The sequence below is a fragment of the Streptosporangium sp. 'caverna' genome (assembly GCF_003203775.1).
Lineage (GTDB): Bacteria > Actinomycetota > Actinomycetes > Streptosporangiales > Streptosporangiaceae > Streptosporangium > Streptosporangium subroseum.
In genome coordinates, this window is record NZ_CP029711.1 from 3,951,170 (window position 1) to 3,977,425 (window position 26,256).

Here is a 26,256-nt window from a genome sequence, read left to right on the forward strand (position 1 = left end):
GCAATCGTAGAACGAAGTTCGATCAAGCTCTACCGTCTCGCGGGGCCGATCAGGCCGAAGCGCCCGCGTGCCCGTGAGGCCTGCGCGCGTGATAGACGAAGGCCGGCGGCACGTTGCCCCACACGGTCCGGCCCAGGACGACCTCTTCGAAGGTGTCGGACAGGCGCTTCTTGAAGCGCCGCGCGGGCGGCAGGCGCTTGGCGAAGCTGTAGGCGAAAGTGGTGAAGGCCGTGTGGGGACCCATGATCGCGATGACGGCGTTCAGCAGGTTGGTCTGCGTCTCTGAGGAGAACGCCGCCCAGGGGAGCCCGCTCACGATCACGTCGGCCTTGCCGAGGCCGCGCTCCTGGAGCAGCTGCGGCAGCCGTACCGCGTCGTCGACCACGACGTCAACCTTCGGGTTCCGGGCGGCGAGGAACTCGGCCAGCCTCGGGTTGATCTCGACGGCCAGGTGGTGCCCCCGGCCGCCCAGCCGGCGCTGGATCTCGGCCGTGAAGGCGCCCGTGCCGGGGCCGAGCTCGACGATCACGGGGTCGCCCCGGTGCGGGACCGGTGCCGTCACCGCCTCCGCCAGCCGTCGCGAGCTTGGCGCCACCGCTCCGACGGTCCCCGGGGAGCGCAGCCACTGGCCCAGGAAGAGCGTGGTGTCATTGGTCATGATGTGAAGGGTAGAGGGTGCGCGGGGGCGGACGGCACGGCCGCCCGCCCCCGCGCCTCGTCAGGCGTCCTCAGAGGTTCTCGACGGGCAGATAGACCCGGCCGCCCTCACGGGAGAACTCCTCGGACTTCTCTCTCATCCCGGCCTCCAGGGCCTCGGCGTCGGTCAGACCGCGTTCCTCGGCGAACCTGCGCACGTCATGGCTGATCTTCATGGAGCAGAACTTCGGGCCGCACATCGAGCAGAAGTGGGCGGTCTTGGCGGGGGCGGCGGGCAGCGTCTCGTCGTGGAAGGACCGGGCGGTCCCGGGATCCAGGGAGAGGTCGAACTGGTCCTCCCAGCGAAACTCGAACCGGGCGTCGGACAGGGCGTCGTCCCAGGCCTGCGCTCCCGGATGGCCCTTGGCGAGGTCGGCCGCGTGCGCCGCGATCTTGTAGGTGATCACGCCGGTCTTCACGTCGTCCTTGTTCGGCAGTCCCAGGTGTTCCTTGGGCGTGACGTAGCAGAGCATGGCCGTGCCGTACCAGCCGATCATCGCCGCGCCGATGGCCGAGGTGATGTGGTCGTAACCGGGAGCGATGTCGGTCGTCAGCGGGCCGAGGGTGTAGAACGGGGCGTCGTCGCAGAGCTCGCGCTGCAGGTCCACGTTCTCCTTGATCTTGTTCATGGGGACGTGGCCCGGCCCCTCGACCATCACCTGGACGTCGTGCGCGTGAGCGATCTTCGTCAGCTCGCCCAGCGTCCGGAGCTCGGCGAACTGGGCCTCGTCATTGGCGTCGGAGATCGACCCGGGGCGCAGGCCGTCGCCCAGCGAGAACGCCACGTCGTACCGGGCCAGGATCTCGCAGATGTCGGCGAAGTGTTCGTAGAGGAAGCTCTCACGGTGATGGGCGAGGCACCAGGCCGCCATGATCGAGCCTCCCCGGGAGACGATGCCGGTCCTGCGCCGCGCGGTCAGCGGCACGTGGGCCAGGCGCACCCCCGCGTGGACGGTGAAGTAGTCCACGCCCTGCTCGCACTGCTCGATCAGGGTGTCGCGGTAGATCTCCCACGACAGGCCGGCCGCGTCGCCTCCGGCCTTCTCCAGCGCCTGGTAGAGCGGGACGGTCCCGATCGGCACCGGGGAGTTGCGAATGATCCACTCGCGGGTGGTGTGGATGTTGCGTCCGGTGGACAGGTCCATCACGGTGTCGGCGCCCCACCGGGTCGCCCACGTCATCTTGTCCACCTCCTCCTCGATGGTGGAGGCCACGGCGGAGTTGCCGATGTTGGCGTTGATCTTCACCAGGAAGTTGCGGCCGATGATCATCGGCTCGCTCTCCGGGTGGTTGACGTTGGCCGGGATGATCGCCCGTCCGGCGGCCACCTCGGCACGGACGAACTCCGCGCTCACGCCCTCGCGGACCGCGACGAACTCCATCTCCCGGCTGACGCGGCCGCGCCGGGCGTAGGCGAGCTGGGTCACCGGCGCGCCCGCCGCCCGCAGCGGCCGGTCGCCGTCACCGGTGAAGACCGCGTCGAGGGAACGGAGGTCGCGGGCCCAGGCGCCCCGGTCCCGGTAGCCGTCGTCGCCCGGCGTGCCCGGGCGGCCGCCGTACCGGGCCGTGTCGCCCCGTTCCAGGATCCAGTCCTCACGCAGGCGCGGCAGGCCGCGGGTGATGTCGACGGCGTGAGAGGGGTCGGTGTAGGGGCCCGAGGTGTCGTACAGCGTGACCGTCTCCCCGTTGGTCAGGCGCACCTCGCGCATGGGGACGCGCAGGTCACCCTGATAGATCTTGAAGCTGGAAATACGCGCGGAAGTCATCGCGCAAACTCCCTTCGCCGGCATTACCCGGAGCAGGTTCTGGCGGTCGGCGGCTGCAGTAGCCGTCCTCTCAGCCCGGTCCTCCGGGCTCCCGCGTTGGTTGATCAAAACCATAGACGCTCACCTGTGCGCCCGCCATCCCCCCGGTCGCAGCCGACGCAGTAGTCTCACCATCAGGTACGGGGAGGGAGACATATCGGTGAATCCGGAAGCATCGGGAGCCGAAGATCGAATTTGGACGGTTCCCAACGCGTTGAGCTTGGCGAGGCTTCTCGGCGTACCGGTCTTCCTCTGGCTGGTACTGGGCCCGAAGGCCGATGGCTGGGCCGTCGCGTTGCTGATGCTGGCGGGATTCTCCGACTGGCTCGACGGCAAGATCGCACGGGCCTGGAACCAGACCAGCAGGCTCGGCCGCCTGCTCGATCCGCTGGCCGACCGGCTCTACATCCTGGCCACGCTGTTCGGCCTGGCCATGCGCGGGATCATCCCCTGGTGGCTCGCGCTGGCGATCCCGCTGCGGGACGTCATGCTGCTGGGCATTCCCCTCATCCTGCGCCGCCTCGGGTACGGCCCGGCACTGCCGGTGCACTTCCTCGGCAAGGCGGCCACCGCCAACCTGCTCTACGCCTTCCCACTGCTCTTCCTCGCCCGCTACGACGCCTGGTACGCAGATCCGGCCCAATTCGTCGGCTGGTCGCTCGCGATCTGGGGAACAGGTCTGTACTGGTGGTCGGGGGTGCTGTATTGGGTACAGGTGCGTCAGCTCATGAGCGAGGCCAAACGCCTTAAGAGGTGATCTGTGAAGGCCGTTGTGATGGCGGGCGGAGAGGGAACTCGGCTCCGGCCGATGACCGCGAACCAGCCCAAACCTTTATTACCTGTGATCAACCGGCCGATCATGGAGCATGTGCTGCGGCTGCTGAAACGGCACGGGTTCACCGAGACCGTGGTGACCGTGCAGTTTCTGGCCGCCCTGGTCCGTAACTACTTCGGCGACGGCGACGAGCTCGGCATGAGCCTGTACTACGCCACCGAGGACACGCCGCTCGGCACCGCCGGCAGCGTCAAGAACGCCGCGGACAAGCTCCGTGACGAGCGCTTCCTGGTCATCTCCGGCGACGCGCTGACCGACATCGACCTGACCGACATGGTCAGGTTCCACCGTGAGAACGGCGCGATGGTCACCATCGGGCTCAAGCGCGTCCCCAACCCGCTGGAGTTCGGCATCGTCATCGTGGACGACCAGGGCCGGGTGGAGCGCTTCCTGGAGAAGCCCACCTGGGGCCAGGTCTTCTCCGACACCGTCAACACCGGTATCTACGTGATGGAGCCGGAGGTCCTCGACGAGATCGCCGCCGGCGAGTCCGTCGACTGGTCGGGCGACGTGTTCCCGAAGCTGCTGGAGCGCGGCGCCCCCCTGTACGGCTACGTCGCCGAGGGCTACTGGGAGGACGTCGGCACCCACGAGAGCTATCTCAAGGCCCAGGCCGACGTGCTCTCGGGCCGCGTCAAGGTGGACATCGACGCCTTCGAGGTCTCCCCGGGCATCTGGGTGGCCGAGGGCGCCTCGGTGGACGCCGACGCCATCCTCAAGGGCCCCCTCTACATCGGCGACTACGCCAAGGTCGAGGCAGGGGCCGAGCTGCGCGAATACTCCGTGCTGGGCAGCAACGCCGTGGTCCGCGAGGGGGCCTTCCTGCATCGCGCGGCCGTTCACGACAACGTCTACGTGGGGCCGAGCGCCCACCTGCGCGGCTGCGTCATCGGCAAGAACACCGACCTGATGACCGGCGCCCGGGTCGAGGAGGGCGCCGTCGTCGGCGACGAGTGCATCATCGAGGCCGAGGCGTACATCTCCTCCGGCGTCAAAATCTATCCTTTCAAGACCATCGAGGCCGGGGCGGTGATCAACAACAGCGTCATCTGGGAGCCGAGGGGCCAGCGCAACCTGTTCGGCCCGCGAGGGGTGTCCGGGCTGGTCAACGTGGAGATCACCCCCGAGCTGTGCGTCCGGCTGGCCAGCGCCTACGCCACCACCCTGAAGAAGGGCGCCTCGGTCATCACCTCCCGAGACTCCTCCCGCGCCGCGCGGGCGTTCAAGCGGGCCGTGATCAGCGCCCTGAACGCCAGCGCGATCAACGTGCTCGACCTGGAGGCCGCCGCGCTTCCCGTCGCCCGCTTCCACACCGCCAGGGAGAAGGCCGTCGGCGGCATCGCGCTGCGCACCACCCCCGGCGACCCCCAGAGCGTGGACATCGTCTTCATGGACGAGAACGGCGCCGACCTGTCCCCGGCGGCCCAGCGCAAGCTGGACCGGGTCTTCGCCCGCCAGGAGTTCCGCCGGGCCTTCCCCGGCGAGATCGCCGAGCTCAGCTTCCCCGCGAGGGCCGTGGAGGACTACACCCACGAGCTGCTGCGCTGCGTGGACATCACCGGGGTCCGCGACGCCGACATGAAGGTCGTGGTCGACTGCGCGGGCGGCACCTCCTCGCTGGTGCTGCCCAGCCTCCTCGGCAGGGTCGGGGTGGACGTGCTCACCGTCAACAACCGGCTGGACGACGCCTCGCCCACCGAGACCTTCGCCGAGCGCCGCCGCGACCTCCAGCGCCTCGCGGAGCTCGTCAGCTCCTCCAGGGCGGCCTTCGGGGTGCGGTTCGACCCCGTGGGGGAGCGGGTCGCCCTCGTGGACGAGATGGGCCAGCTGATCAGCGAGGAGCGGGCCCTGCTGGTGGTGCTGGACCTGGTCGCGGCCGAGCGGCGCGGCGGCCGGGTGGCGCTGCCGGTCACCACCACCCGGGTGGCCGAGCAGGTCTGCCGGTTCCACGGGGTGCAGGCGGAGTGGACCTCCACCGCGATCGACGCGCTCACCGCGGCCGCCAGAAGGCCGGAGATGGTCTTCGCGGCCGATGGGCGGGGTGGTTTCATCGTGCCCGAGTTCGGGCCCACGGTGGACGGCCTGGCGGTGTTCCTGCGCCTGCTCGGCCTGGTGGCCAGGACCCGGCTGTCGCTCAGCCAGATCGACGCCAGGATCCCCGAGGCCAAGCTGCTGCGCCGGACGGTGCCGACCCCGTGGGCGGCCAAGGGCGCGGTGATGCGCTCGGTCATCGAGGCCGCCGAGCACTACCGCATCGACACCACTGACGGGGTGCGGGTCGTCGCCGAGGACGGGAGCTGGGCCCTGGTGCTGCCCGACCCGGCCGAGGCCGTCACCCACCTGTGGGCCGAGGGGTTCGACGTCGACTCCGCGCAGGTCATGATCGAGCACTGGGCGCGGGTGGTGGAGGAGGCCGCCGGCGGCTGAGGGGCACTCGTCCGATCCCGGTCACCCGATGAACACGGCGAACACAGCGAACCTGGCGCGCACGGCGCGCACACGGCAACACGCACGCAGCGAACGGCGCGTACGACACGCACGGTGAGCACAGCGGAACCACACGGATGCGGAGACACACATCAACACGCGGAAGAGACGGTAAACACAGCGAATCCAGCGCGGCGGCATGGACCGGAGGCAGTACCGGCTGTAACTTTGTCACCGACCGAACCCGCGGTCCAGCGTCAGCCTTGACCTTCGACTCTCATCACTGTAGGTTGCGACATTCGCAGTCTGAACAAATACTTGAGAAGCGAAGAAGCGAGGCGCGCATCCTGAGCACCGTTGCCGCGTCTTCGCGGTAGGAGGCCGAGCCGATCGATGCCGAGCGTCTACTGCACGCAGTGCGGTCATGCCAACCCTGAGGATGCCCGTTTCTGTTCACACTGCGGGTCGCCGCTGAGTAGGGTCGAAGCACCCGAAGTCAGCACGTCGACCATTTCCCTCTCCAGGATCGAGACCTACGAGCCGGAGATCGGAGAGGCGCCTCTTGCCGACCGACAGGACGTGGATCGGCTGCCTCCGGGCACCGCCCTGCTGGTCGCCAGGCACGGTCCCAACGCGGGCAGCCGCTTCCTTCTGGACAGCGACCTCACCACCGTGGGCCGCCATCCCGCGAGCGACATCTTCCTCGACGACGTCACCGTCTCGCGCCGTCACGTGGAGTTCCGCCGGCACGGTGGCGGGGTGTTCACCGTCTGCGACGTCGGCAGCCTGAACGGCACCTATGTCAACCGTGAGCGGATCGAGGAGGTCCCCCTGTACGGCGGGGACGAAGTGCAGATCGGCAAGTTCCGCCTGGTCTTCCTCACCCGTGGCGCCGCTGGAGGATGATGAGCTCGCAGGCCGCTCGTGCGCACATGAGCATCGGGGAGGTGCTCGCTCTCCTGCAGAGCGAGTTCCCCGACGTCAGCATCTCCAAGATTCGTTTCCTGGAGGGCGAGGGGCTGATCGAGCCGGAGCGCAGTCCTTCGGGCTACCGCAAGTTCACCTACGCCGACGTCGAGCGTCTGCGCTACATCCTCAGTGAGCAGCGTGACCGCTACCTGCCACTGCGTGTGATCAAGGACCATCTCGAGGCGGCCGACCGCGATGATCGGCCGGCCTCGAAACCGCGGGTCGTCCCCGACGACGCGCCCCCCGAGGTCCGTCTCAGCCGCGAGGAGCTGCTCGCCGCCGCCGAGCTCGACGAGGAGACCCTCACCGAGCTGGAGGACTACGGCCTGCTGGCCGCCGTGGCCCGCTACTACAGCGCCGAGGCGCTGGCCGTGGCCCGCAGCGTCGGCGCCCTGGCGGCCTTCGGCCTGCACGCACGTCACCTACGGGCCGTCAAGGCCGCCGCCGAGCGCGAGGCCGGGCTCGTGGAGCAGGCCGTCGCCCCGCTGCTGCACCGCCGCGGACCGGGCGCCATCGACCAGGCCGACGAGACGGCCAGGGAGATAACGGGTCTGCTGCTGGAATTGCACGCCTCACTTCTGCGTTCGGGCGTTCGTGGGGTCCTGGGTCGGTGAGAACCTGACCAGGCACTCGTACCCCCACGAGTGTTACGTTGAACAAACCGGTCGGAATCCAGCGAAGACGGAGCAGCCCGTGTTGCAGATGGACGTCGTGGGCGTTCGGGTTGAGATGCCCTCCAACCAGCCGATCGTCCTGCTCAAGGAGGCGCAAGGGGAGCGCTATCTACCGATCTGGATTGGTATGACGGAGGCCACGGCGATCGCCATGGCCCAGGCTGAGGAGCCACCACCCCGCCCGCTCACCCATGACCTTTTCCGTGACGTGCTCGACGGACTCGGGATCCGGTTGAGCACGGTCAACATCGTCGCGCTGCGTGACGGGATCTTCTTTGCCGATCTCGTGTTCTCGAACGGGGTCGAGGTGAGCGCCCGTCCTTCGGACTCGATCGCCTTGGCACTGCGCACCGGCGCACGCATCTTCGCGAGCGAGGAGGTGGTCCGGGAAGCCGGGGTGATCATCCCCGACGACCAGGAGGACGAAGTGGAGAAGTTCAGGGAATTCCTTGACACGATCACACCCGAGGACTTTGGTCGCGCGGGGTAGGTATTTCGGTGCATTTACGCTTCACGACGCGCCGGGTGGGGTCGTTGACTGAGCTTGGCCCCAGTCTTACGGTGCAAGTGAAACCTGCGGCCGTGCGCAAACCCCCAGATCAGGCCGTGGGATGAGAGAAAGCCGGAGGTCCGCGTGGCGGTCAGCAGCGGCGAGGATAGAAACGCCGATCAGGATGACCCGGAACGGCGCCAATCGGCACGTCAGCGCGCGGGTGAAGAAGGTCTGCTGTTCGACGGGCAACCGGTGAAAGTGCCCGCCGACCTCGGATACAAGGGTGCGACGGCCTGTGCCGCGGTCGGCATCACCTACCGGCAACTGGATTACTGGGCACGCACCGGACTGGTCGAGCCCACCGTCCGAGCCGCTCACGGCTCGGGTACCCAACGGCTGTACGGCTTCCGCGACATCCTGGTGCTCAAGGTCGTCAAACGGTTGCTCGACACCGGCGTCTCCCTCCAGCAGATCCGCATCGCGGTGCAGCACCTGCGCGACCGCGGCGTCAACCACCTCGCCCAGATCACTTTGATGAGCGACGGGGTGAGCGTCTACGAGTGCACCTCGCCCGACGAGGTCATCGACCTCCTTCAGGGAGGTCAGGGCGTTTTCGGCATCGCGCTCGGCCGGGTGTGGCAGGAGGTGGAGGGCTCCCTCGCAGATCTTCCCGGCGAACCTGCGGAGTCGAGCGAGAGCCCTTTAGAAGATCATCACGCCGATGAGCTGGCCCGTCGTCGCAGGGCTCGCCGCACGGGGTAAAGTTGTCTCGCCACTGACACCGTGCGGGAGAGACCCCGACAAGATCGGGGCGCCGAAGGAGCAACCTCCCCGGAATCTCTCAGGCACCATGTACCGCGCGGACGAGGCAACTCTGGAAAGAAGACGCGTCCGCCAGTCGCGTCTCACCGACGGTGAAAGCCTCCCCGGCAGGGGAGGCGAAGCTCTCAGGTCGAGGTGACAGAGGGGGAATCCGGCATAGGCCCGCGCCCTGCGCCGGTCTCCACCGCCTCGGGAGGCTCTCCATGACCGACCTGTCACTGCTCAGTGAGCTCAGCTCTCCGCCGTTCTCGACCCGTCATATCGGACCTGACGACGCAGACCAGACCCGCATGCTGGAGGCGGTCGGGTTCGCCTCCACCGCCGACATGATCGCGGTGGCCGTGCCGGAGGCGATCCGGTTCTCCGACCGGCTGAGCCTGCCCCCGGCGGCGAGCGAGCCCGAGGCCATCGCCGAGCTGCGCGCCCTCGCCGAGCGCAACAGCGTGCTCACCTCGATGATCGGCCTCGGCTACCACGACACGATCACCCCGGGCGTCATCCGCCGCAACCTCCTGGAGAACCCGGGCTGGTACACCGCGTACACGCCCTACCAGCCGGAGATCTCCCAGGGCCGGCTGGAGGCCCTGATCAACTTCCAGACGGTCATCTCCGACCTGACCGCGCTCGACGTCGCCGGCGCCTCCCTGCTGGACGAGGCCACCGCCGCGGCCGAGGCCATGACCCTGGCCCGCCGCGCGAGCCGCGGCGCCGCGAACGTGTTCGTGGTCGACGCCGACGCGCTGCCGCAGACCAAGGCGGTGCTGCGGACCCGGGCCGAGCCGATCGGCATCGAGCTGGTCGAGAGTGACTTCACCGGCGAGCTCCCCGAGTGCTTCGGCGTGCTCGTCCAGTATCCGGGCGCCAGCGGCCGGGTCAGGGACTTCCGCGCCATCGCCGACGCCGCCCACGCGCGCGGCGCCCAGATGGTCGCCGCCGCCGACCTGCTCGCCCTCACCATGCTCGCCGCGCCCGGCGAGCTCGGCGCCGACATCGCGATCGGCTCCTCGCAGCGCTTCGGCGTCCCGCTCGGCTTCGGCGGCCCCCACGCGGCCTACATGGCGGTTCGCGAGGGACTGCAGCGCCAGATGCCCGGCCGCCTGGTCGGAGTCTCCCAGGACGCCGACAGGCGCCCCGCCTACCGACTCGCGCTGCAGACCCGCGAGCAGCACATCCGCAGGGAGAAGGCGACCAGCAACATCTGCACCGCGCAGGTGCTGCTCGCCGTGATCGCGGGCATGTACGCCGTCTACCACGGCCCCGAGGGGCTGCGCCGGATCGGCCGCCGCGCCCACCGGCACGCCGTCGTGCTCGCCGAGGGCCTCCGCCAGGGCGGTGTCGAGATCGTGCACGACACCTTCTTCGACACCGTGCTGGCCAGGGTTCCGGGCCGCGCGGCCGAGGTCGTCGCCGCCGCCCGCGACAACGGGATCAACCTGCGCCTGGCCGACGCCGACCACGTGGGCATCACCTGCGACGAGAAGACCGAGCTCATCCACCTGGAGCAGGTCCTGGCGGCCTTCGAGGTCAACGGCGCGGTCCTGGCCGACCTCGACTCCACCGCGCACGACGCCCTGCCCACCGCCCTGGCGCGCGTGAGCGACTACCTGACCCACCCGGTCTTCCACAGCCACCGCTCCGAGACGGCGCTGCTGCGTTACCTGCGCAAGCTCCAGGACAAGGACATCGCGCTCGACCGGTCGATGATCCCGCTGGGCTCCTGCACCATGAAGCTCAACGCGACCACCGAGATGGAGCCGATCACCTGGCCCGAGTTCGCCGGGCTGCACCCCTACGCTCCCGAGGACCAGGCCAGGGGCTACATCGAGCTGATCAAGGAGCTGGAGGGCTGGCTGGCCGAGGTCACCGGCTACGACGCCGTGTCGATCCAGCCCAACGCGGGCTCCCAGGGCGAGTTCGCCGGCCTCCTGGCGATCCACGCCTACCACAAGGCGCGTGGCGAGGGGAGCCGGGACGTCTGCCTGATCCCGTCCTCCGCGCACGGCACCAACGCCGCCAGCGCCGTCATGGCGGGCATGCGCGTGGCCGTCGTCGCCTGCGACGACAACGGCAACGTGGACCTCGCCGACCTCACCGCGAAGATCGAGAAGCACCGCGACCGGCTCGCCGCGATCATGGTGACCTACCCGTCCACGCACGGCGTGTACGAGGAGACGATCGTCCAGATCTGCGAGATGGTGCACGAGGCGGGCGGCCAGGTCTACGTCGACGGCGCCAACCTCAACGCGCTGGTCGGCCTGGCCAAGCTGGGCGAGTTCGGGGCGGACGTCTCCCACCTGAACCTGCACAAGACCTTCTGCATCCCGCACGGCGGCGGCGGCCCCGGCGTGGGCCCGGTCGCGGTCCGCGCGCACCTCGCCGACTACCTGCCCGGCCACCCGCTGCGCGACGACTCCGTGGTCGGCCCGGTCTCGGCGGCGCCGTACGGCTCGGCGGGCATCCTGCCCATCTCCTGGGCGTACATCCGGATGATGGGCGCCGACGGGCTCAAGGCGGCCACCGAGCAGGCCATCCTGTCGGCCAACTACCTGGCCCGCAGGCTCAGCCCGCACTACCCGGTCCTCTACACCGGCCGCGGCGGCCTGGTCGCCCACGAGTGCATCATCGACCTGCGCCAGATCACCAAGGAGACCGGCGTGACCGTGGACGACGTGGCCAAGCGCCTCGTCGACTACGGCTTCCACGCGCCGACCATGTCCTTCCCCGTGGCCGGCACGCTGATGATCGAACCCACCGAGAGCGAGGACCTGGCCGAGCTCGACAGGTTCTGCGAGGCGATGACCGCGATCCGGGGCGAGATCGAGAAGGTCGCCACCGGGGCGTACGACAAGGTCGACAACCCGCTGCGCAACGCTCCGCACACGGCCGACTGCCTGGTCGCCGACGAGTGGGCCCACCCCTACACCCGCACCGAGGCGGCCTACCCGCTGGCCTCCCTGCGCGACGGCAAATACTGGTCGCCGGTCCGCCGCATCGACCAGGCCTACGGCGACCGCAACCTGGTGTGCTCCTGCCCGCCGCTGGAGGCCTACGAGGACTGATCCACCCCGTGCGGCGGTCCCCTTCCGCGCGCGGCGGAAGAGCCGCACATCCGTCGCGCATGGAGGGGGACGGACGCGGCCCCGAGTCGTTAGGCTCGGGGTCGTTTCCTTACTCCGGGGAAGGACCTTGCATGCCAGAGGTGGACACGCGTCCCTTGGACACCGCGCGGAAGCTGGCCGAGGCGGGTGATCTCGACGGCGCCGCCACGATCTTCGCGGAGCTGGCCTCCGATCCGGCGGAGCCGGACCGGGCCCAGGCGGCGGTGGGCCTGGCGGTGGTGCTGGAGGAGAGCGGGGACGTGCCCGGAGCCCGTACGGCCGCGCGCACGGCGCTGGGGACCGGTCATCCGGAGTTCGCCGCGCAGGCCGCCTGCCTGCTCGCGGGGAGCTTCGAGCGGGAGGACCTGACCGACCAGGCCCGAGCGGCCTGGCAGGCCGCGCTCGGCGTCGGCAACCCGGCCTACGTCCCGCTGGCGCACATGGCGCTCGCCAGGCTCGCCACGGGGGACCAGGAGGCGGAGGAGGCGCTGCGGGCCGCCCTGGCCACCGCGGACCCGGAGATCGCCTCTCGGGCGGCTCAGCGGCTGGCCGAGGTGTTTCTGGAGGAGGGCGAGGCGGGCGAGGCCGCCGAGGTGCTCCTGGAGGCGCTCTCGGTGCCGGACGTGGCCGATGTGCCCAGGCTGCGGGTGATGCTCGGCATCGCCCATCTGGAGCTGGCGTGCGCCGAGCTCTCCGCGGCGATCGAGGAGGGCGGCGACGTCGAGACCAGCGCGCTGGCCATCGAGCTTCTGGCGCGCACGCTCCCGCTCAGGGGCCGCGACGAGGACGCCGAGCGGGTGTGGCGTTACGGCCTGGAGAGCACCGACGAGGACCTCGCGGCCGAGGTCCGTCTCCGGCTCGACCGCGACGCCTGAGCCCCGCGGAGGGCTTCAGGCTCAGTCGCGGCCGCGCCGGTTGCCGATCGCGTGGGCGAGGTTGATCGCCACGATGCCCACCCAGGCCAGCAGCAGCCCCGCGGTGCCCGCCTCCTGAGCGGCGATGGCGGTCAGCGGGATGCCGATGCCCATCGAGCCCAGCGCGATCGGGATCGAGGGGTTGCCTCTCCTCTTCTGCTGCGGGGCAGGAGGGCGGGGCGGAGCTCCGGCGGCGTGCATCTCGGCTCGCACGCGGTGGGCGATGCTCTGGTCGAGGCGCTCGACGAACGACTCGACCAGGGCGGCCTCGTACTCCGGGCCGAGCTCCCGGCGGGCCTCGATGGTGGCTCGCATGTCCTGGCGAATATCTTGGTAGTCCGGCATTCTCCGATTCTCCACGCGAGCCGGGTCACCGGCATCAGTCGTTAGGACGAGATCTGTGTCCACCTCGAGATCGAATTCCGTGTCCATCCCGGCCGCGGGGCCTCCACCCGAGCCTTGGGCCGCCGCGCCGCCCATGGAGATCACGACCCCGCACGGCCCGGCCGTGGCGGAGATCGACGAGGCCGGCGCGGCGCGCTTCCTGCTGGTGCTCACCCACGGTTCGGCCGGGGGAGTGGACGCCCCGGACCTGCTGGCCGTACGGGACGCCGTGGTGGGGATCGGCGGCGTGGTGGCGCGGGTGCTCCAGCCGTTCCGGATGCGGGGCGCCCGTGCGCCGGGGTCGGCGGTCAAGCAGGACGAGGCCTGGGAGGCGCTGGTGGCCGTGCTCCGCGGGCGCTATCCGGGGCTGCCGCTGGTGCAGGGCGGGCGGAGCAACGGGGCCAGGGTCGCCTGCCGTACGGCTCCGCGGGTCGAGGCCGAGGCGGTCGTCGCGCTGGCGTTCCCGTTGCACCCGCCGGGCAGACCGGAACGGTCCCGCGCCGGGGAGCTGCGCGCGGCGGGCGTGGACGTGCTGGTGGTGAGTGGAGACCGGGACCCCTTCGGCGTGCCCGAGGCGGCGGATGCCGCACGCCTGGTGGTGCTGCCGGGGGAGGGTCACGATCTCAAGAAAACCCCCGCCCGGGTCGGCGAGGCCGTCGCGGAGTGGCTCGACGTGAGGATGCGGCCAGGCTCAGCGCGATGATCGAGGTGTGACGATCGAGGAGTGATGATCAGGCGACGCCGGCCAGGGGCCGGTGCGGCTCGATGACGGCGCCGTCGGGCAGGAGCTCGCCGGTGTCCTCGAACAACACCACACCATTGCAGAGCAGGCTCCATCCCTGCTCGGGGTGGGCTGCCATCGTGCGGGCGGCTTCGCGGTCCAGCGCGTCGGCGGACGGACAGGACGGCTCGTGCGGGCACATCGGCGTGCCTCCGGATCTCTCGTGTCGGCTCGCCGGAGTCGACATCGGGTGGCCGGTGGGCACCGTCCCCGATGGGACCCCGTTTCCACGCATGACGGGGAGACGAGCATCTGATGGTTGACATATGGCCATGCGTGCCTCGAACAAGGTGAGGCCCGCACATCAAGAACAAGTGTGCGATCTGATCCCACCCCGGCGACATAGCCCGTTAGGACTGTTTGCGAACTGCTATCGGGTGAGTCCCTCGGAAGCTTTTCGGGGGGTGTGACCTATCGCACAGCATGCCTCATGGAATGATACCGGGCCAAGCGTGACACGCCGCCAGACGCTTAAACCCTCGATGACAAGTCTCCGACATGACTCAGTGCCTGGTCAACCCCACCAGGAGTGCGTCCAGACCGAGTTCGAAGTCGGCGTCGGCCCCCGGACTGCCTCCGCCCTTCGACGGCGGGCGCCATGGCTCATCATGATCATCCGCCGCCTCGGCCCAGCCTGACTGCTGCACCTCCACCGCCACCGCGCCGAAGACGTAGGCCCGCAGCGCCCGAACGGCCCCTGGCGCGTCGCCGAGCCCCGCCTCGGCCAGCTGGTCGGTCTGCTCCCTGATGGCGATCGCCGTGCGCCCCTTGGGAGGCTTGGTCAGAGCCAGCGCCAGCACCCCCGGGTGCTCCCTGAGCGCGGCCCGGCTCGCCCGGCACCACGCCTTCGCGCTCTCCTGCCAGCTCCCGCCGGGCTCGACGTGAACGGCGGTGACGTGCTCGGCGAGCGCGTCCATGAGGGCGTCCTTGCCGCGCGGCAGGTGGTGGTAGATGGCCATCGCCTCCACCTGGAGCGCGTCGCCCAGCCGGCGCATCGTCAGCCGCCGAAGCCCCTGGCTGTCGGCGATGTGCAGGGCCGCGTCGATGATGCGCTCCCTGGAGAGCGGGATGGGTGGTCGCTTGGCAGGCATGGTGGCATCCTGCCACCGTTTACCTTACTGTGTAAAGGCGGGCGCGCCGGACAGCTCGGTCCCTGAGTACGTGGGGCGGAGAGGAACGGCGTAAGCTACGAGCCGTAACGTGCCGGGAAGGTCCGGCGAACAGGCGAGAGAGGGCAGAAGATGGCGTTTTTCCGACCGCGCGTGAGCCGGGAGGCGGAGGTTCGTCACCACGCTGACCAGGAGGTCGGGAAGAGCTTCCCCGAGCTTCTGGAGAAGGCGCGGACGGCGGAGGCCGCTCTGCGCCGGACGCAGGCCTCCCTCGCGTCCCCGGAGGAGCTCCGGGCCGCCGGTCTGGCCTTTGACAGGGCACTGACCGAGGCGCTGCGAGGCGCCGAGGCCAGCCAGCGGGCGGCGTTCGGGATCAAGTCCTATGACGACCGGATCCGCCGCCGCAAGGGCAGGGCCACCCCGAAGGGCGCCGAGTGGACCGCCGAGGTCAACCGCCTGCGCACCCTCCGCGAGCAGAACCGCCTGACCGGCATCGTCCGGGTCCCGCGCCTGGTTCCGGCCTCGGAGCGCCCGGAGGCCGCCGCCGCTCCCCTTCGGGTCGCCGGCGCGAGGTGATCGCTCCCCTGCCGGAGTGACAGCGATTTCGCACCCACCGTGACTTATCACGGTGGGTGTTGTCTTTTGTCCGCCACTGCGCCGGGCCGCCCGGCGCACTTCGCCGGGGACAGGGCTCCGGTCGTCCGGCCGCGGAGCCGTACCGGTGATGATCGGCGGTGGGCTCGTTACGGGCCCGGACGGGTCGATCCTCGGGAGATCGTGCCGGCCCGATCGTTCGGCCGGGACGCGGAACGCCGCCGCGAACCGGAGTTCGCGGCGGCGTCCTGTGAAGCGGTCAGCTGGCCCAGTCGAGCAGCGGGCGCGTGTTGCTGGGGTGGCGGAGCTTGGAGAGGGACTCCTTCTCCAGCTGGCGGATGCGCTCGCGGGTCAGGCCGAGGTGCTTGCCGATCTCGTCGAGAGTGTGGGGCTTGCCGTCGACGAGGCCGAAGCGCAGGGCCATGATCTTGGCCTCCCGGGGAGAGAGGTTGCCGAGCACGCCGCGCAACTGCTCTCCGAGCAGCTGGCGGTCCACCACCTCGGAGGCCTCGGGGGAGTCGACGTCCTCGATGAGGTCGCCGATGGTGGTCTCGCCGTCCTCGCCGATGGTGGCGTTGAGGCTGATCGGCTGGCGGCTGGTGCGGAGCAGTTCCTCGATCTGGTCGGGGCTCTTGTCCAGCTCGAATCCCAGCTCCTCCGCCGTGGGCTCGCGGCCCAGACGCTGGTGCATGTCACGCTCGACGCGCGACAGCTTGGAGAGCATCTCGAGCACGTGGACGGGCAGGCGGATGGTGCGGGCGGAGTCGGCGAAGCCCCGCTGGATGGCCTGGCGGATCCACCACATGGCGTAGGTGGAGAACTTGTAGCCCTTGGTGTAGTCGAACTTCTCCACCGCGCGGATCAGGCCGAGGTTGCCCTCCTGGACCACGTCGAGCAGGGCCATGCCGCGGTCGGTGTACTTCTTGGCGACGGAGACGACCAGGCGGAGGTTGGCCTCCAGCATGTGGTCCTTGGCGCGGCGGCCGTCCTCGGCCACCCACTCCAGGTCGTCGCGCATGGCGGCGGACAGGCCCGGCTGGGCCTCCAGCTTGGCCTCGGCGTACAGACCGGCCTCGATGCGCTTGGCGAGCTCGACCTCCTGGGCGGCGGTGAGCAGGGTGCGGCGGCCGATCGACTTCAGGTAGGTGTGCACCGAGTCGCCCATGACCGACGACTGGTCGTCCAGGTCGATGGTGGGCTCGACTTCGACCTCGACGTCGTCGGAGGGGGCCCACTCCTCGTCGTCGATCTCCGTCTCGGCGTCCTTGGGGTTCTTGGGCGCCGTCTCGACCTTGGCGGTCGTGGTCTTCTTCGCGGGCGCGGCCTTGGTCTTGCGCTCGGCGGTCTTGCGGGTGGTGGTCTTGGCCGCGGGCTTCTTCGTGGCGGCGGCGAGGGTGGGCTCGTTCTCGGCCGCCAGGCTGACGCCCGCCTCGGTGAGCTCTCGCAGGATCGACCGACCCTCGGCCGGGCTGATGCCCGCCTCGGCGAAGGCACGGCGCAGCTCCGCGAGAGAAAGGTGGCCCTGGACTCGCCCTCGGTCAAGGAACTGTTCAAGGGTCGTCGGGGCCTCAGATGAGGTCGCCACGGCGGTTTGGGGCATGAGGACACCTCCTCCATCACGGAGTCGTCTACGTACAGTTTGTTGGGTGGGGTGGTCTGGGGGTCCCTCAACGCACCAGTACCAATAACCCCGACCAAGAACTTTCTGTTCCCGGCTTTACCCGGAAAATATGCCGGGCAGGTCCTCGCCTTTGCAATTCACCCCGGTCAGGGGCGTGTGGCGGGGCCTATTCGGTCGCGTTCACCGGGCCTTCCGGCATGGGCATGGGCTGCGCGCCCTCCAGGCGGGCGTCGGTCCAGTAGCGCCCTGTCTGCCCCGGGTCTGGATTGATCTCCCGGGACACCACGTCGTCGTCCTTCGGGGGAGCGGTCTCCTGCGAGGGGGACGGTTCCTGGACCGAGGGTGTGCCCGGCTGCCGCGGAGGGATGGGCGCGGGCTCGTCGATTTTCTCGATCTTCCGGGTCTCGCCCTCGATCTTCTCGATCCCACCGTCCGCGGCGGCCGCCGCGACGGACATGCCGCCGATGAGGACCGCGCCGACGATCCCAGCGGAGATCCACGTCTTGCGGGTTATGTTCATCGGGCTCGTCCTTCCTGCTCCGGCTGTCTCTTGGACGTGTGGGAGCACCTTCATGGTTCCCGTTGAAGACCATAACGGAGGGCCGCGAGGTCTGGCTTGCCATTGGGCAAAAGCGGTATTTCGGGCAGGACGACCAGTTCGGCGGGGGCCGCGTAGGCGGGTAGCCGTTCCTTGGCGAAGGCGCGGAGCTCGGCCAGGGACGGGGGCGTGGGGGAGACCACGACGGCCACCACCCGCTCGCCCCATTCGGGATCGGGGCGGCCGACCACGGCGACGTCGACGATCGCGGGATGTTCGGCCACGACGGCCGCCACGGTCGCGGCGACGACCTTCTCGCCGCCGGTGTTGATGACGTCGTCGGCCCGCCCCAGCACGCGCAGCCGCCCGCCGTCCAGGGCGCCGAGGTCGGAGGTGAGGAACCAGCCGCCGTCGCGGGCGGCCCGGGTGAGGTCGGGACGGAGCCGGTAACCGTGGAACAGCACGGGGCCGGAAATGCGGATCCGGCCGTCGGCGCCGACGGCGAGATCCACCCCGTCCAGAGGGGCGCCGTCGTAGACGCACCCGCCGCAGGTCTCGCTCATGCCGTACGTGGTGACGACCCGGGCGCCGGCCGCCCTGGCCGCCGCGAGCAGCTCCGCCGGGGCGGCGGCGCCGCCGAGCAGGATCGTCCTGAAGACCGACAGATCCGCGTGGAGCAGGCGCCGGAGCTGGGTCGGCACCAGCGAGACGTGATCGGCGCCGCTGGCGAGCACCGCCTCGGGGGAGAATCCGTCGTGCACGATCGGCTCGGTCTCGCCCAGCAGGGACCGGATGAGCACCTGAAGGCCGGAGACGTGCGAGGGGGGCAGGCAGCACAGCCACCGCTCGCCCGGGCGGGCGTCCAGGCGGCGCAGGGAGGCCGCCGCGGAGGCCCTCAGGGCGTCGGCGGAGAGCTGCACGCCCTTGGGGACGCCGGTCGAGCCGCTGGTGGCGATGACCACGGCCACCTCGGGGGGGACTCCCGTGCCGCCGGGGTGCCGTACGCCGTCGACGTGGGTGGGACGCAGCGCGTCGAGCGTCGCCCGCAGCGCGGAGACGGGCAGGTCAGAGGGGAGGGGCAGGACGGCGGGGCCGCTGCCGTCGAGCGCCGCGCCGACGGCCCGGAACAGCTCGGGCCCGGCCGGAGACACGATGGCATGCAGCTCTCGGTCCACGGAAGGCCACTCCCCGTGCATAGGAATGGTCATCACAGTCGTAAGGTTAGTGCCGACAATGCCGGGGAGCGGCCCCGGCGCAGCGGAGAGGGCGAGGCGATCGTGAGCATGGAGCCAGTCGAGCCGGGCACGGATGAGCGAGCAGCGAGCGAGGCGACTCCCGAGCCGGCGAGCGCGACCGGAGGCACGGTCGACTGGAAGGCGGCGGGGCAGTACGAAGACATCATCTACGAGACCGGCGAGGGCATCGCGAAGATCACGATCAACCGCCCCGAACGGCACAACGCCTTCCGCCCGACGACGCTCTTCGAGCTCAAGGACGCCTTCAACCTCGCGCAGGAGGACCCCGAGGTCGGTGTGATCATTTTCACCGGCGCGGGCGACAGGGCCTTCTGCTCGGGCGGCGACCAGAAGATCCGCGGAGACGACGGCTACGTCGACAAGTCGACCCCGCACGTGGGCCGGCTCAACGTGCTGGACCTGCAGGTGCAGATCCGCCGCTGTCCCAAGCCGGTCATCGCGATGATCGCGGGTTACGCCATCGGCGGCGGCCACGTGCTGCACGTCTGCTGCGACCTGTCCATCGCCGCCGACAACGCGGTCTTCGGGCAGACCGGCCCGAAGGTCGGCTCCTTCGACGGCGGCTACGGCTCCTGGCTGCTGGCCGAGACCGTCGGCCTGAAGCGGGCCCGTGAGATCTGGTACCTCTGCCGCCAGTACGACGCGCAGACGGCCCTCAACTGGGGTCTGGTCAACGCCGTCGTCCCCCTCGCCCGGCTGGAGGAGGAGACGGTCAGCTGGGCCAGGGAGATGCTGGACAAGTCGCCGCTGGCCCTGCGCATGCTCAAGGGCGCGCTGAACGCGGTGACCGACGGCGCCGCGGGGATGCAGCAGTTCGCCGGGGACGCCACCCTGCTCTACTACATGAGCGAGGAGGCGCAGGAGGGCCGCAACGCGTTCAAGGAGAAGCGCGCTCCCGACTTCGGCCAGTTCCCGCGCCGCCCGTAATGGCAGAGGCGATCCGCGCGGGGTACGGTCCTGGGATGCGTCGTCCAGTGGTGGACGAGACGGCGTCGGCCCGCCACGAGGCGGGCCCGCCGGTGCGTATGCGAATGCTCAAGGAGGCGCTGCGGTGAACCCCGCGACCGCGCTCGCGACGGTACTGGTCGACGAGCTTGCGCGCTGTGGACTCACGGACGTGGTGCTCGCACCCGGCTCGCGCTCGACCCCCCTGGCCCTGGCCGTGCACGCCGACAGCCGTATCCGGCTGCACGTGCGCGTGGACGAGCGCTCCGCCTCGTTCCTGGCGCTCGGCCTGGCCCGGCGCAGTGAGCGTCCGGTCGCCCTGATCTGCACCTCCGGCACCGCGGCGGCCAACTTCCATCCGGCGGTCATCGAGGCGCACGAGTCGGGGGTGCCGCTGCTGGTGCTCACCGCAGACCGGCCCCCCGAGTTGCGCGACACCGGTTCCAGCCAGACCATCGACCAGATCAAGCTGTACGGCGCGGCCGTCCGCTGGTTCAGCGAGGTCGGCGTGCCCGAGGACCGTCCGGGCCAGGTCGCCTACTGGCGTTCCCTGGCCTGCCGCGCCTTCCAGCGCTCGCTGGGTCCCTACGACCCGGGGCCGGTCCACCTGAACGTGCCCTTCCGCGAGCCGCTGATCCCGGACGGTGACACCTCCTGGTGCGAGTCGCTGGAGGGCGACGCGGCAGGGCCGTGGGTCCGCGCCAGGGTGGCCTCGCCTCCCGTGGCGCTTCACCTGCAGCCGACCCGGCGGGGTGTGCTGGTCGTCGGTGACGGCGCGTCCAACGTGCGCAGATACGTGGCGGCGGCGGGAATGGCCGGATGGCCGGTCCTGTCGGAGCCCAATGGCGGCGCCCGCTACGGCGACCACGCCATGTCCGCCTACCACTTCCTTCTCGGCACCCCCGAGTTCGCCGACAGGCACCGGCCGGAGGTGGTGGTCACCCTGGGCCGCCCCAGCCTGTCCCGGCCGCTGCTGAACTGGCTCAAGCACGCCGACGAGCACGTCGTGGTCGCCCGCGACATGACCCGCTGGCCCGATCCGACCCGTTCGGCCACCCAGGTGGCCCAGGAGGTGGAGATCCCCATCCCCGCGGGGGACGACGACTGGCTGCACTCCTGGCGTCGTGCCGACACCGCGGCCAGGGGCGCGATCGACGAGGTGATGGACGGGGCCGGGCTCAACGAGCCGCGCCTGGCCCGTGACCTGGTGGAAGCGCTGCCCAACGGATCGCTGCTGTTCTCCGGCTCCTCCATGCCGATCCGCGACCTGGACCAGGCGATGCGTCCCCGCAGGGGTCTGCGGATCCTGGCCAACCGGGGCGCCGCCGGGATCGACGGCGTGGTGTCCACCGCCATGGGCGCGGCGCTGTCCCACAACGGCCCCGCCTACGCCCTGATGGGTGACCTGACCTTCCTGCACGACCAGAACGGGCTGATCCTCGGGCCCCGCGAGCCCCGCCCCGACCTGTGCCTGGTCGTGGTCAACAACGACGGCGGCGGGATCTTCTCGCTGCTACCCCAGGCCGCGCTGCGTGATCCGTTCGAGCGGATCTTCGGCACCGCGCACGGGGTGGACCTGGGCTACGTGGCCGCCTCCACCGGCACCCCGTACACCTTCGTGAACGAGCCCGGTCAGCTGTCCAAGGCGCTGCGCGGGGAGGGGCTGCGGATCGTCGAGGTGCGCACCGACCGGGAGTCCAACGCGGATCTGCACGCCATGATGCGCGACGCGGCCCACGGCGCGATCCGCGACCTCATGTGACCTGGGATGGCCTCCGTGTCACCCCAGGTCACAGCTCAGGTGACGTCGCGGCGCAGGGTGAGCAGGCGGGCGGCGAGCACGATGGCCACGACGTAGGCGGCGAACAGCAGCCCGCCGCCCCAGGCGGGCAGCAGGTCGCCGCTCTGCAGGGTCATGCCGCCGACCGCGCGGGCCGCGCCCGTCGGCAGCCACCGGCCGACCTCGGGTAGCAACGAGGAGAGCAGGTAGTCGCCGAAGGTGAACCACACGACCGCCACGACGATCGCCGCGACCTGGTTGCGGATGAGGGCGCCGAGCGCGACGCCGAGCACGGCGTACAGGGCGGTGCTGAGCGTCGCCCCGGCCAGGATGGCGGGCAGGTCCGGCGTCGTCACCGGGTATCCGCCGGCGGAGAGCAGGGCGGCGCCCGCGCCGAACGTCACCAGCGTCGACACGACCGCCACGAGCAGGCCGATCATCCCGTAGACGGCCAGCTTCGCCGTCACCACCCGTCCTCGCACGGGCGTGACGAGGAAGGACCAGGTGATCGTCTGGTGGCGGTACTCCCCGGACATGCCGAGGATGCCCAGGATGAGGGTGAAGATGTAGGCCTGCTGGGCCATGTTGTAGACGTTCTCCACCCGCTGGTCGAGCGGCGTCGAACCGTCCAGGCCCAGCAGCGGCATCGTCGCGATCGCCCACAGCGCGCAGAACGCCGGGGCGATCGCGGCCAGGATCCAGGTCGTACGGTTCGCGCGGGCCTTGAACAGCTCGGCGCGGATCAGGCGCTTCATCCGGTCACCTCCAGGTAGAGCTCTTCGAGGTCGGAGCCGGCGGGCAGAGGGCCGGAGAAGAGGAGCCGCCCCGCCGAGATGATGATCACCTGGTCGGCGATCTGCTGGATCTCCGCGAGCACGTGGGTGGAGACCAGGACCGTGCGTCCCTGATGGGTGTAGGCCCGCAGGAAGCCGCGCAGCCAGCGCATGCCCGCCGGGTCCAGGCCGTTGGCGGGTTCGTCCAGGACGAGAATGCCCGGATCGCCGAGCAGCGCGGTGGCCAGGGCGAGCCGCTGGCGCATGCCGAGGGAGAAACCGCGGACCTTCCGGCCGGCCGCGTCGGCGAGGTCGACCTGGTCCAGGACGTGCGCCACGCGCGAGGCGTCCAGCCCTGCGGCGATGCGGATGGCCTCCAGATGGGCGCGGGCGGTCAGGCCGGGGTGGAAGGCCGTGGCCTCCAGCACCGCGCCGACGGTGGTGATCGGCCGGTCCAGCTCGGGGTACGGGGCGCCGCCGATCGTCGTGGTGCCCGTGGTGGGGGTGACCAGGCCGAGGATCATGCGCAGGGTGGTGGTCTTTCCCGCCCCATTCGGGCCGAGGAAGGCCGTCACCGTGCCCGATTCGACGGTGAACGACAGGTCGTCGACGGCGTGGACGTCGCCGAACGACTTGCTCAGGTGGATGACGCTGATGGCTGACATGATCCCGACGGTGACATCCCGGGAGGGGGAGATTCATGACGCCGAAGGTGGAGACGCGGATGTCCATCCCGGAACGGACGGCGTCCCCCTCCGGGGCGAGGTGAGAGCCCGGCCGTCCGGGCCGGGCCGTCCGGCCACGTCACGGTCTCCGCGCAGGCCGGGACGGTGACCGGATGGTCTGTTTCCCCCTGCCCGTGGGTGGAGGGAGTCTCCACCCATGGGACCATGGTCACGCCCTCGGCGCGCCGGTAGCGTGACGACGTGGCCTTCTCACCCCGCCCCCTCGTGCGCTGGGTCTTCGTCGTGCTGATGGCCGGAGCATTGATCTTCGGTGCGGTCGCCACCGTGGTGGACGCCATGACGCGCTGGGGATGGTCGGGTTTCGCGCCGGTGCTGCTCCTCGACGTCGTGGCCATCGGCTGCCTGCTGGGGTCGCTGGTGCTGGAGGGGAACAGGCGCAACTCCGTGCTGCTGGCGGTGTCTCTGCTCGGTGGGCTGGTCCTGGAGGTGTTCATCCCCTTCAGCGGGTTGGGCATCCTCTACACGTTGATCTACATCACACCGTTCAGGGCCGGATTGCGGGCCGCGGCGGCGCTGGCAGCGTCCGGCACGGCCGGCTTCGTGGCCATCTCCCTCCTGACCGGCATGGAAGAGGCGGCTCTATGGGGAAATGTAGGGGGTCTGACCTATTCGGCATTTCTTGCCTTCCTGCTCTGGCGGCTCGAGGAGGTCCGGCGGCAGGGTGCGGAGATCGCCGAGGTGAGGGCGCGCGAGGCCGTGTTCGCCGAGCGGACCCGGCTGGCCAGGGAGGTCCACGACATTCTGGCGCACTCGCAGTCGGCGCAGATCGTGCATCTGGAGGGGGCGCGGCTGCTGCTGGAGCGGGGAGGCGACCCGGCGGCGGCGCTGGATCGGGTCAATCGCGCGGTCGGGCTGGCACGGGCCGGGCTGGAGGAGACCCGCCGGGCGCTCGACACGTTGCGCGGGGAGGAACTGCCGCTGGCCGAGCGGCTGGAGCGGCTGGCGATGGAGTTCCGGTCGGCGACCGGGGCGCCCTGCGCGGTCTCGATCGCCGGGGATTTCGACTCGCTGGAGGCGGGGGCCAGGCTGGCGCTGGCCAGGACCGCCCAGGAGGCCCTGACGAACGCGCGGAAGCACGCGCGGGGCGCGGCGGTCTCGGTGGAGCTGCGCCGCCTTGAGGGCTGGTGCGAGCTGGAGGTGCGCGACACCGGTGGCGCTCCGGATCGGCTGGCGTCGTCGGGGGGAGGCTACGGCCTGGTGGGCATGCGGGAGCGGGCCGAGCTGATCGGCGGGTCGCTGGCGGCGAAGGCGGAGGCGGAGGGGTTCAGCGTGCTGCTGCGGGTGCCGGCATGAACGTTCGGGTGGTGGTCGCCGATGACCAGACCGTCGTCCGCGAGGGGCTGGTGCTGCTGCTCGGGCTGCTGCCCGGCATCGAGGTGGCGGGGACGGCGTCCGACGGGCAGGAGGCGGTGAGCCTGGTCGCCTCGCTCCGGCCCGACGTGGTGCTGATGGATCTGCGCATGCCCCGGATGGACGGGGTGGAGGCCACCCGCCGGATCCGGGCGGCCCACCCAGACGTTCAGGTGGTGGTCCTGACGACCTACTCCGACGACGAGTCGGTGTTCGCCGCGCTGGGCGCGGGGGCACGGGGTTACCTGACGAAGGACACCGACGCCGAGTCCCTGGCCTGCGCCATCGCCACCGTGGTAGGAGGCCAGGCCCAGTTCGACCCCGGGATCCAGCGGCGGCTGGCCGAGGTGGTGACCAGGGTCCGCCACGTGCCCGGCCTGCCCGACGGGCTCACGCCCCGCGAGGGCGAGGTGCTGCGGTTGATCGCGGCGGGCCGGTCGAACGGGGAGATCGCCGGTGAGCTGTTCATCTCCGAGGCGACGGTCAAGACCCACGTCAACAACCTGTTCGCCAAGGCGGGCCTGCGGGACCGCGCCCAGGCGGTGACCTACGCCTTCCGGCACGGGCTGGCGCGGGAGTGATCCGGTTTCGGTCGTCCCAGCGGGAGTGACTCGGGTTCGGTTGCCTCAGCGGGAGTGACCCGGGTTCGGTTTCCCCGGCGGGAGTGACCCGGGTTCGCCTACCCCAGGGGCCGGGGAGGCTCGGGGACTGGGGACTTTCCCCGGGGCGAGCGAGCACCCGGCCGTGGTGTTCTGGAGCATGACCGGACGTGCGCGGGAAGCGCTCCGGACCCGACTCGAGAGGCGACCATGGCGACCCCCATCCCCGTCATCTTCATCCATGGGCTGTGGCTGCACGCCGCCTCCTGGGAGCCCTGGGTGAAGCTCTTCGGGGAGGCGGGTCATGCGCCGCTGGCGCCGGGCTGGCCCGGTGACCCCGACACGGTCGAGGAATCCCGGGCCAACCCCGAGAGCATCGCCGACCACGGCATCGAGGACGTGACCGAGCACTACGCCAAGATCATCAATGGTCTCGCGGTCAAGCCGATCCTGGTCGGGCATGCCTTCGGCGGCATGATCGCTGAGAGACTCCTCGGGCAGGACCTCGCGGCCGCCGCCGTGGCGATCGACGCCGCCCAGGCCAAGGGCTTGCCGCTGCCGCTGCCGGCGCTGCACTCGGCCTTCCCGGTGTTCAAGAACCCGGGCATCAAGCACAAGGCGGTCTCACTGACCGCCGAGCAGTTCCGCCACGCCTTCGGCGACGCCGTCTCCGAGGAGGAGTCCCGGGAGCTTTACGAGCGCTGGGCGATCCCGGCGCCGGGCAAGGTCCTGTGCGAGGCCGCCGCCGCCGGCTTCGACCCGCAGTCGCCCGCCGAGGCCGCCGCCGTCCCCGAGATGCGCGGCCCACTGCTGCTGATCACGGGAGGCCGCGACCACGCCGTGCCCGAGCAGACAACCCGGGCCGCCCTGAGGCGGCACTGCCACCCGCACGCGGTCACCGACGTCAAGAACCTCCCCGACAGGGCTCACTCCTTGACCATCGACGGCGGCTGGGGGATGGTCGCGAATATCGCCCTGTCCTGGTTGAGGGGGCAGGAGCTTTGAACCTTCTCGCAGTGTCTCCCGGGCTCTCCCCGAGTCTCGCCG

At 70.4% G+C, this 26,256-nt stretch carries 25 protein-coding genes and 2 riboswitches; of the genes, 15 read left to right on the forward strand and 10 right to left on the reverse strand.

Annotated elements, in window-relative coordinates; translation table 11 throughout:
• Positions 1-49: 49 nt before the first annotated feature.
• Complete coding sequence (locus DKM19_RS17445) at positions 50-658, reverse strand: class I SAM-dependent methyltransferase (protein WP_110696603.1); 609 nt, start codon at positions 656-658, stop codon at positions 50-52.
• A 70-nt stretch (positions 659-728) separates the two neighbouring features.
• Positions 729-2,462 carry a phosphomethylpyrimidine synthase ThiC gene (gene thiC / locus DKM19_RS17450; RefSeq protein WP_110696604.1) on the reverse strand — a complete coding sequence of 578 codons (1,734 nt, stop codon included), beginning with the start codon at positions 2,460-2,462 and terminating at the stop codon, positions 729-731.
• Positions 2,455-2,567: riboswitch (TPP riboswitch) on the reverse strand. Its footprint overlaps the gene before it by 8 nt.
• Before the next feature lie 94 nt (positions 2,568-2,661).
• Here thiC and DKM19_RS17455 point away from each other — a divergent pair.
• The 8 genes from DKM19_RS17455 (at position 2,662) to DKM19_RS17490 (ending at position 12,694) form a co-directional block, all read left to right on the forward strand.
• Complete coding sequence (locus DKM19_RS17455) at positions 2,662-3,258, forward strand: CDP-alcohol phosphatidyltransferase family protein (protein WP_110696605.1); 597 nt, start codon at positions 2,662-2,664, stop codon at positions 3,256-3,258.
• A gap of 3 nt (positions 3,259-3,261) precedes the next feature.
• Entirely contained in the window at positions 3,262-5,763 is a 2,502-nt protein-coding gene (locus DKM19_RS17460; protein WP_110696606.1) for a mannose-1-phosphate guanyltransferase, read from the forward strand.
• A gap of 393 nt (positions 5,764-6,156) precedes the next feature.
• Positions 6,157-6,669, forward strand: a complete 513-nt coding sequence (locus DKM19_RS17465) for an FHA domain-containing protein (RefSeq protein ID WP_089209671.1) — start codon at positions 6,157-6,159, stop codon at positions 6,667-6,669.
• Between the two features lie 26 nt (positions 6,670-6,695).
• Positions 6,696-7,346: a MerR family transcriptional regulator gene (locus tag DKM19_RS17470; RefSeq protein ID WP_369989163.1), complete on the forward strand. Its 651-nt coding sequence runs from the start codon at positions 6,696-6,698 to the stop codon at positions 7,344-7,346.
• Positions 7,347-7,425: 79 nt separating this feature from the next.
• Positions 7,426-7,896, forward strand: a complete 471-nt coding sequence (locus tag DKM19_RS17475) for a bifunctional nuclease family protein (protein WP_089209686.1) — start codon at positions 7,426-7,428, stop codon at positions 7,894-7,896.
• 144 nt (positions 7,897-8,040) lie between these two features.
• On the forward strand, positions 8,041-8,661 hold the full coding sequence (locus DKM19_RS17480; RefSeq protein WP_110696608.1) for a MerR family transcriptional regulator: 621 nt from the start codon (positions 8,041-8,043) through the stop codon (positions 8,659-8,661).
• A gap of 14 nt (positions 8,662-8,675) precedes the next feature.
• Positions 8,676-8,767: riboswitch (glycine riboswitch) on the forward strand.
• Positions 8,768-8,924: 157 nt separating this feature from the next.
• Entirely contained in the window at positions 8,925-11,780 is a 2,856-nt protein-coding gene (gene gcvP / locus DKM19_RS17485) for an aminomethyl-transferring glycine dehydrogenase (RefSeq protein ID WP_110696609.1), read from the forward strand.
• Positions 11,781-11,911: 131 nt separating this feature from the next.
• Entirely contained in the window at positions 11,912-12,694 is a 783-nt protein-coding gene (locus DKM19_RS17490) for a hypothetical protein (protein ID WP_110696610.1), read from the forward strand.
• 21 nt (positions 12,695-12,715) lie between these two features.
• On the opposite strand, the gene DKM19_RS17495 is transcribed toward DKM19_RS17490, so the two are convergent.
• Positions 12,716-13,078 carry a hypothetical protein gene (locus DKM19_RS17495; RefSeq protein WP_110696611.1) on the reverse strand — a complete coding sequence of 121 codons (363 nt, stop codon included), beginning with the start codon at positions 13,076-13,078 and terminating at the stop codon, positions 12,716-12,718.
• 133 nt (positions 13,079-13,211) lie between these two features.
• Here DKM19_RS17495 and DKM19_RS17500 point away from each other — a divergent pair, with 133 nt between their 5' ends.
• On the forward strand, positions 13,212-13,820 hold the full coding sequence (locus DKM19_RS17500; RefSeq protein ID WP_110696612.1) for an alpha/beta family hydrolase: 609 nt from the start codon (positions 13,212-13,214) through the stop codon (positions 13,818-13,820).
• 28 nt (positions 13,821-13,848) lie between these two features.
• On the opposite strand, the gene DKM19_RS17505 is transcribed toward DKM19_RS17500, so the two are convergent.
• Complete coding sequence (locus tag DKM19_RS17505; protein WP_089209664.1) at positions 13,849-14,040, reverse strand: DUF5999 family protein; 192 nt, start codon at positions 14,038-14,040, stop codon at positions 13,849-13,851.
• 361 nt (positions 14,041-14,401) lie between these two features.
• The gene (locus DKM19_RS17510) at positions 14,402-14,989 is read right to left on the reverse strand and encodes a TetR/AcrR family transcriptional regulator C-terminal domain-containing protein (RefSeq protein WP_089209663.1); all 588 of its coding nucleotides are present in this window, start codon (positions 14,987-14,989) and stop codon (positions 14,402-14,404) included.
• Positions 14,990-15,139: 150 nt separating this feature from the next.
• Between DKM19_RS17510 and DKM19_RS17515 the strand changes: the two genes are divergently transcribed.
• Positions 15,140-15,583, forward strand: coding sequence for a hypothetical protein (locus DKM19_RS17515; RefSeq protein ID WP_110696613.1), 444 nt, complete (start codon positions 15,140-15,142; stop codon positions 15,581-15,583).
• Between the two features lie 277 nt (positions 15,584-15,860).
• Here the strand turns inward: DKM19_RS17515 and DKM19_RS17520 are convergent, their stop codons facing one another.
• The 3 genes from DKM19_RS17520 to DKM19_RS17530 all read right to left on the reverse strand — a co-directional run bounded on the left by DKM19_RS17520 (position 15,861) and on the right by DKM19_RS17530 (position 18,935).
• On the reverse strand, positions 15,861-17,201 hold the full coding sequence (locus DKM19_RS17520) for an RNA polymerase sigma factor (protein ID WP_110696614.1): 1,341 nt from the start codon (positions 17,199-17,201) through the stop codon (positions 15,861-15,863).
• A gap of 187 nt (positions 17,202-17,388) precedes the next feature.
• The gene (locus DKM19_RS17525) at positions 17,389-17,742 is read right to left on the reverse strand and encodes a hypothetical protein (RefSeq protein WP_110696615.1); all 354 of its coding nucleotides are present in this window, start codon (positions 17,740-17,742) and stop codon (positions 17,389-17,391) included.
• Between the two features lie 50 nt (positions 17,743-17,792).
• Complete coding sequence (locus DKM19_RS17530) at positions 17,793-18,935, reverse strand: AMP-binding protein (protein WP_239514297.1); 1,143 nt, start codon at positions 18,933-18,935, stop codon at positions 17,793-17,795.
• Positions 18,936-19,037: 102 nt separating this feature from the next.
• On the opposite strand from DKM19_RS17530, the gene menB reads away from it, so the two are divergent.
• Both menB and menD read left to right on the forward strand, forming a co-directional pair.
• On the forward strand, positions 19,038-19,943 hold the full coding sequence (menB, locus tag DKM19_RS17535) for a 1,4-dihydroxy-2-naphthoyl-CoA synthase (protein WP_239514298.1): 906 nt from the start codon (positions 19,038-19,040) through the stop codon (positions 19,941-19,943).
• A 124-nt stretch (positions 19,944-20,067) separates the two neighbouring features.
• Entirely contained in the window at positions 20,068-21,723 is a 1,656-nt protein-coding gene (gene menD / locus DKM19_RS17540) for a 2-succinyl-5-enolpyruvyl-6-hydroxy-3-cyclohexene-1-carboxylic-acid synthase (protein WP_110696618.1), read from the forward strand.
• Positions 21,724-21,758: 35 nt separating this feature from the next.
• Here the strand turns inward: menD and DKM19_RS17545 are convergent, their stop codons facing one another.
• The gene (locus DKM19_RS17545; protein WP_110696619.1) at positions 21,759-22,496 is read right to left on the reverse strand and encodes an ABC transporter permease; all 738 of its coding nucleotides are present in this window, start codon (positions 22,494-22,496) and stop codon (positions 21,759-21,761) included.
• Positions 22,493-23,179: an ABC transporter ATP-binding protein gene (locus tag DKM19_RS17550; RefSeq protein WP_110696620.1), complete on the reverse strand. Its 687-nt coding sequence runs from the start codon at positions 23,177-23,179 to the stop codon at positions 22,493-22,495. The genes DKM19_RS17545 and DKM19_RS17550 overlap by 4 nt, the downstream gene beginning before the upstream one ends.
• A 261-nt stretch (positions 23,180-23,440) precedes the next feature.
• On the opposite strand from DKM19_RS17550, the gene DKM19_RS17555 reads away from it, so the two are divergent.
• From DKM19_RS17555 to DKM19_RS17565, 3 genes are all read left to right on the forward strand, one after another.
• The gene (locus DKM19_RS17555; protein WP_162641553.1) at positions 23,441-24,553 is read left to right on the forward strand and encodes a sensor histidine kinase; all 1,113 of its coding nucleotides are present in this window, start codon (positions 23,441-23,443) and stop codon (positions 24,551-24,553) included.
• On the forward strand, positions 24,550-25,191 hold the full coding sequence (locus tag DKM19_RS17560; protein WP_110696622.1) for a response regulator transcription factor: 642 nt from the start codon (positions 24,550-24,552) through the stop codon (positions 25,189-25,191). The genes DKM19_RS17555 and DKM19_RS17560 overlap by 4 nt, the downstream gene beginning before the upstream one ends.
• Positions 25,192-25,419: 228 nt before the next feature.
• Positions 25,420-26,214, forward strand: coding sequence for an alpha/beta hydrolase (locus tag DKM19_RS17565; protein ID WP_110696623.1), 795 nt, complete (start codon positions 25,420-25,422; stop codon positions 26,212-26,214).
• The last annotated feature ends 42 nt before the right edge of the window (positions 26,215-26,256 follow it).

Excerpts from the sequence above, each read along its gene's own strand:
- DKM19_RS17565 (WP_110696623.1), top strand. The coding sequence starts at position 25,420 with ATGGCGACCCCCATCCCCGTCATCTTCATCCATGGGCTGTGGCTGCAC.
- DKM19_RS17550 (WP_110696620.1), bottom strand. The coding sequence starts at position 23,179 with ATGTCAGCCATCAGCGTCATCCACCTGAGCAAGTCGTTCGGCGACGTC.
- thiC (WP_110696604.1), bottom strand. The coding sequence starts at position 2,462 with ATGACTTCCGCGCGTATTTCCAGCTTCAAGATCTATCAGGGTGACCTG.
- DKM19_RS17560 (WP_110696622.1), top strand. The coding sequence starts at position 24,550 with ATGAACGTTCGGGTGGTGGTCGCCGATGACCAGACCGTCGTCCGCGAG.
- DKM19_RS17465 (WP_089209671.1), top strand. The coding sequence starts at position 6,157 with ATGCCGAGCGTCTACTGCACGCAGTGCGGTCATGCCAACCCTGAGGAT.
- DKM19_RS17445 (WP_110696603.1), bottom strand. The coding sequence starts at position 658 with ATGACCAATGACACCACGCTCTTCCTGGGCCAGTGGCTGCGCTCCCCG.
- DKM19_RS17490 (WP_110696610.1), top strand. The coding sequence starts at position 11,912 with ATGCCAGAGGTGGACACGCGTCCCTTGGACACCGCGCGGAAGCTGGCC.
- DKM19_RS17495 (WP_110696611.1), bottom strand. The coding sequence starts at position 13,078 with ATGCCGGACTACCAAGATATTCGCCAGGACATGCGAGCCACCATCGAG.
- DKM19_RS17545 (WP_110696619.1), bottom strand. The coding sequence starts at position 22,496 with ATGAAGCGCCTGATCCGCGCCGAGCTGTTCAAGGCCCGCGCGAACCGT.
- DKM19_RS17470 (WP_369989163.1), top strand. The coding sequence starts at position 6,696 with ATGAGCATCGGGGAGGTGCTCGCTCTCCTGCAGAGCGAGTTCCCCGAC.
- DKM19_RS17500 (WP_110696612.1), top strand. The coding sequence starts at position 13,212 with ATGGAGATCACGACCCCGCACGGCCCGGCCGTGGCGGAGATCGACGAG.
- DKM19_RS17515 (WP_110696613.1), top strand. The coding sequence starts at position 15,140 with ATGGCGTTTTTCCGACCGCGCGTGAGCCGGGAGGCGGAGGTTCGTCAC.
- DKM19_RS17520 (WP_110696614.1), bottom strand. The coding sequence starts at position 17,201 with ATGCCCCAAACCGCCGTGGCGACCTCATCTGAGGCCCCGACGACCCTT.
- gcvP (WP_110696609.1), top strand. The coding sequence starts at position 8,925 with ATGACCGACCTGTCACTGCTCAGTGAGCTCAGCTCTCCGCCGTTCTCG.
- DKM19_RS17510 (WP_089209663.1), bottom strand. The coding sequence starts at position 14,989 with ATGCCTGCCAAGCGACCACCCATCCCGCTCTCCAGGGAGCGCATCATC.
- DKM19_RS17505 (WP_089209664.1), bottom strand. The coding sequence starts at position 14,040 with ATGTGCCCGCACGAGCCGTCCTGTCCGTCCGCCGACGCGCTGGACCGC.
- DKM19_RS17525 (WP_110696615.1), bottom strand. The coding sequence starts at position 17,742 with ATGAACATAACCCGCAAGACGTGGATCTCCGCTGGGATCGTCGGCGCG.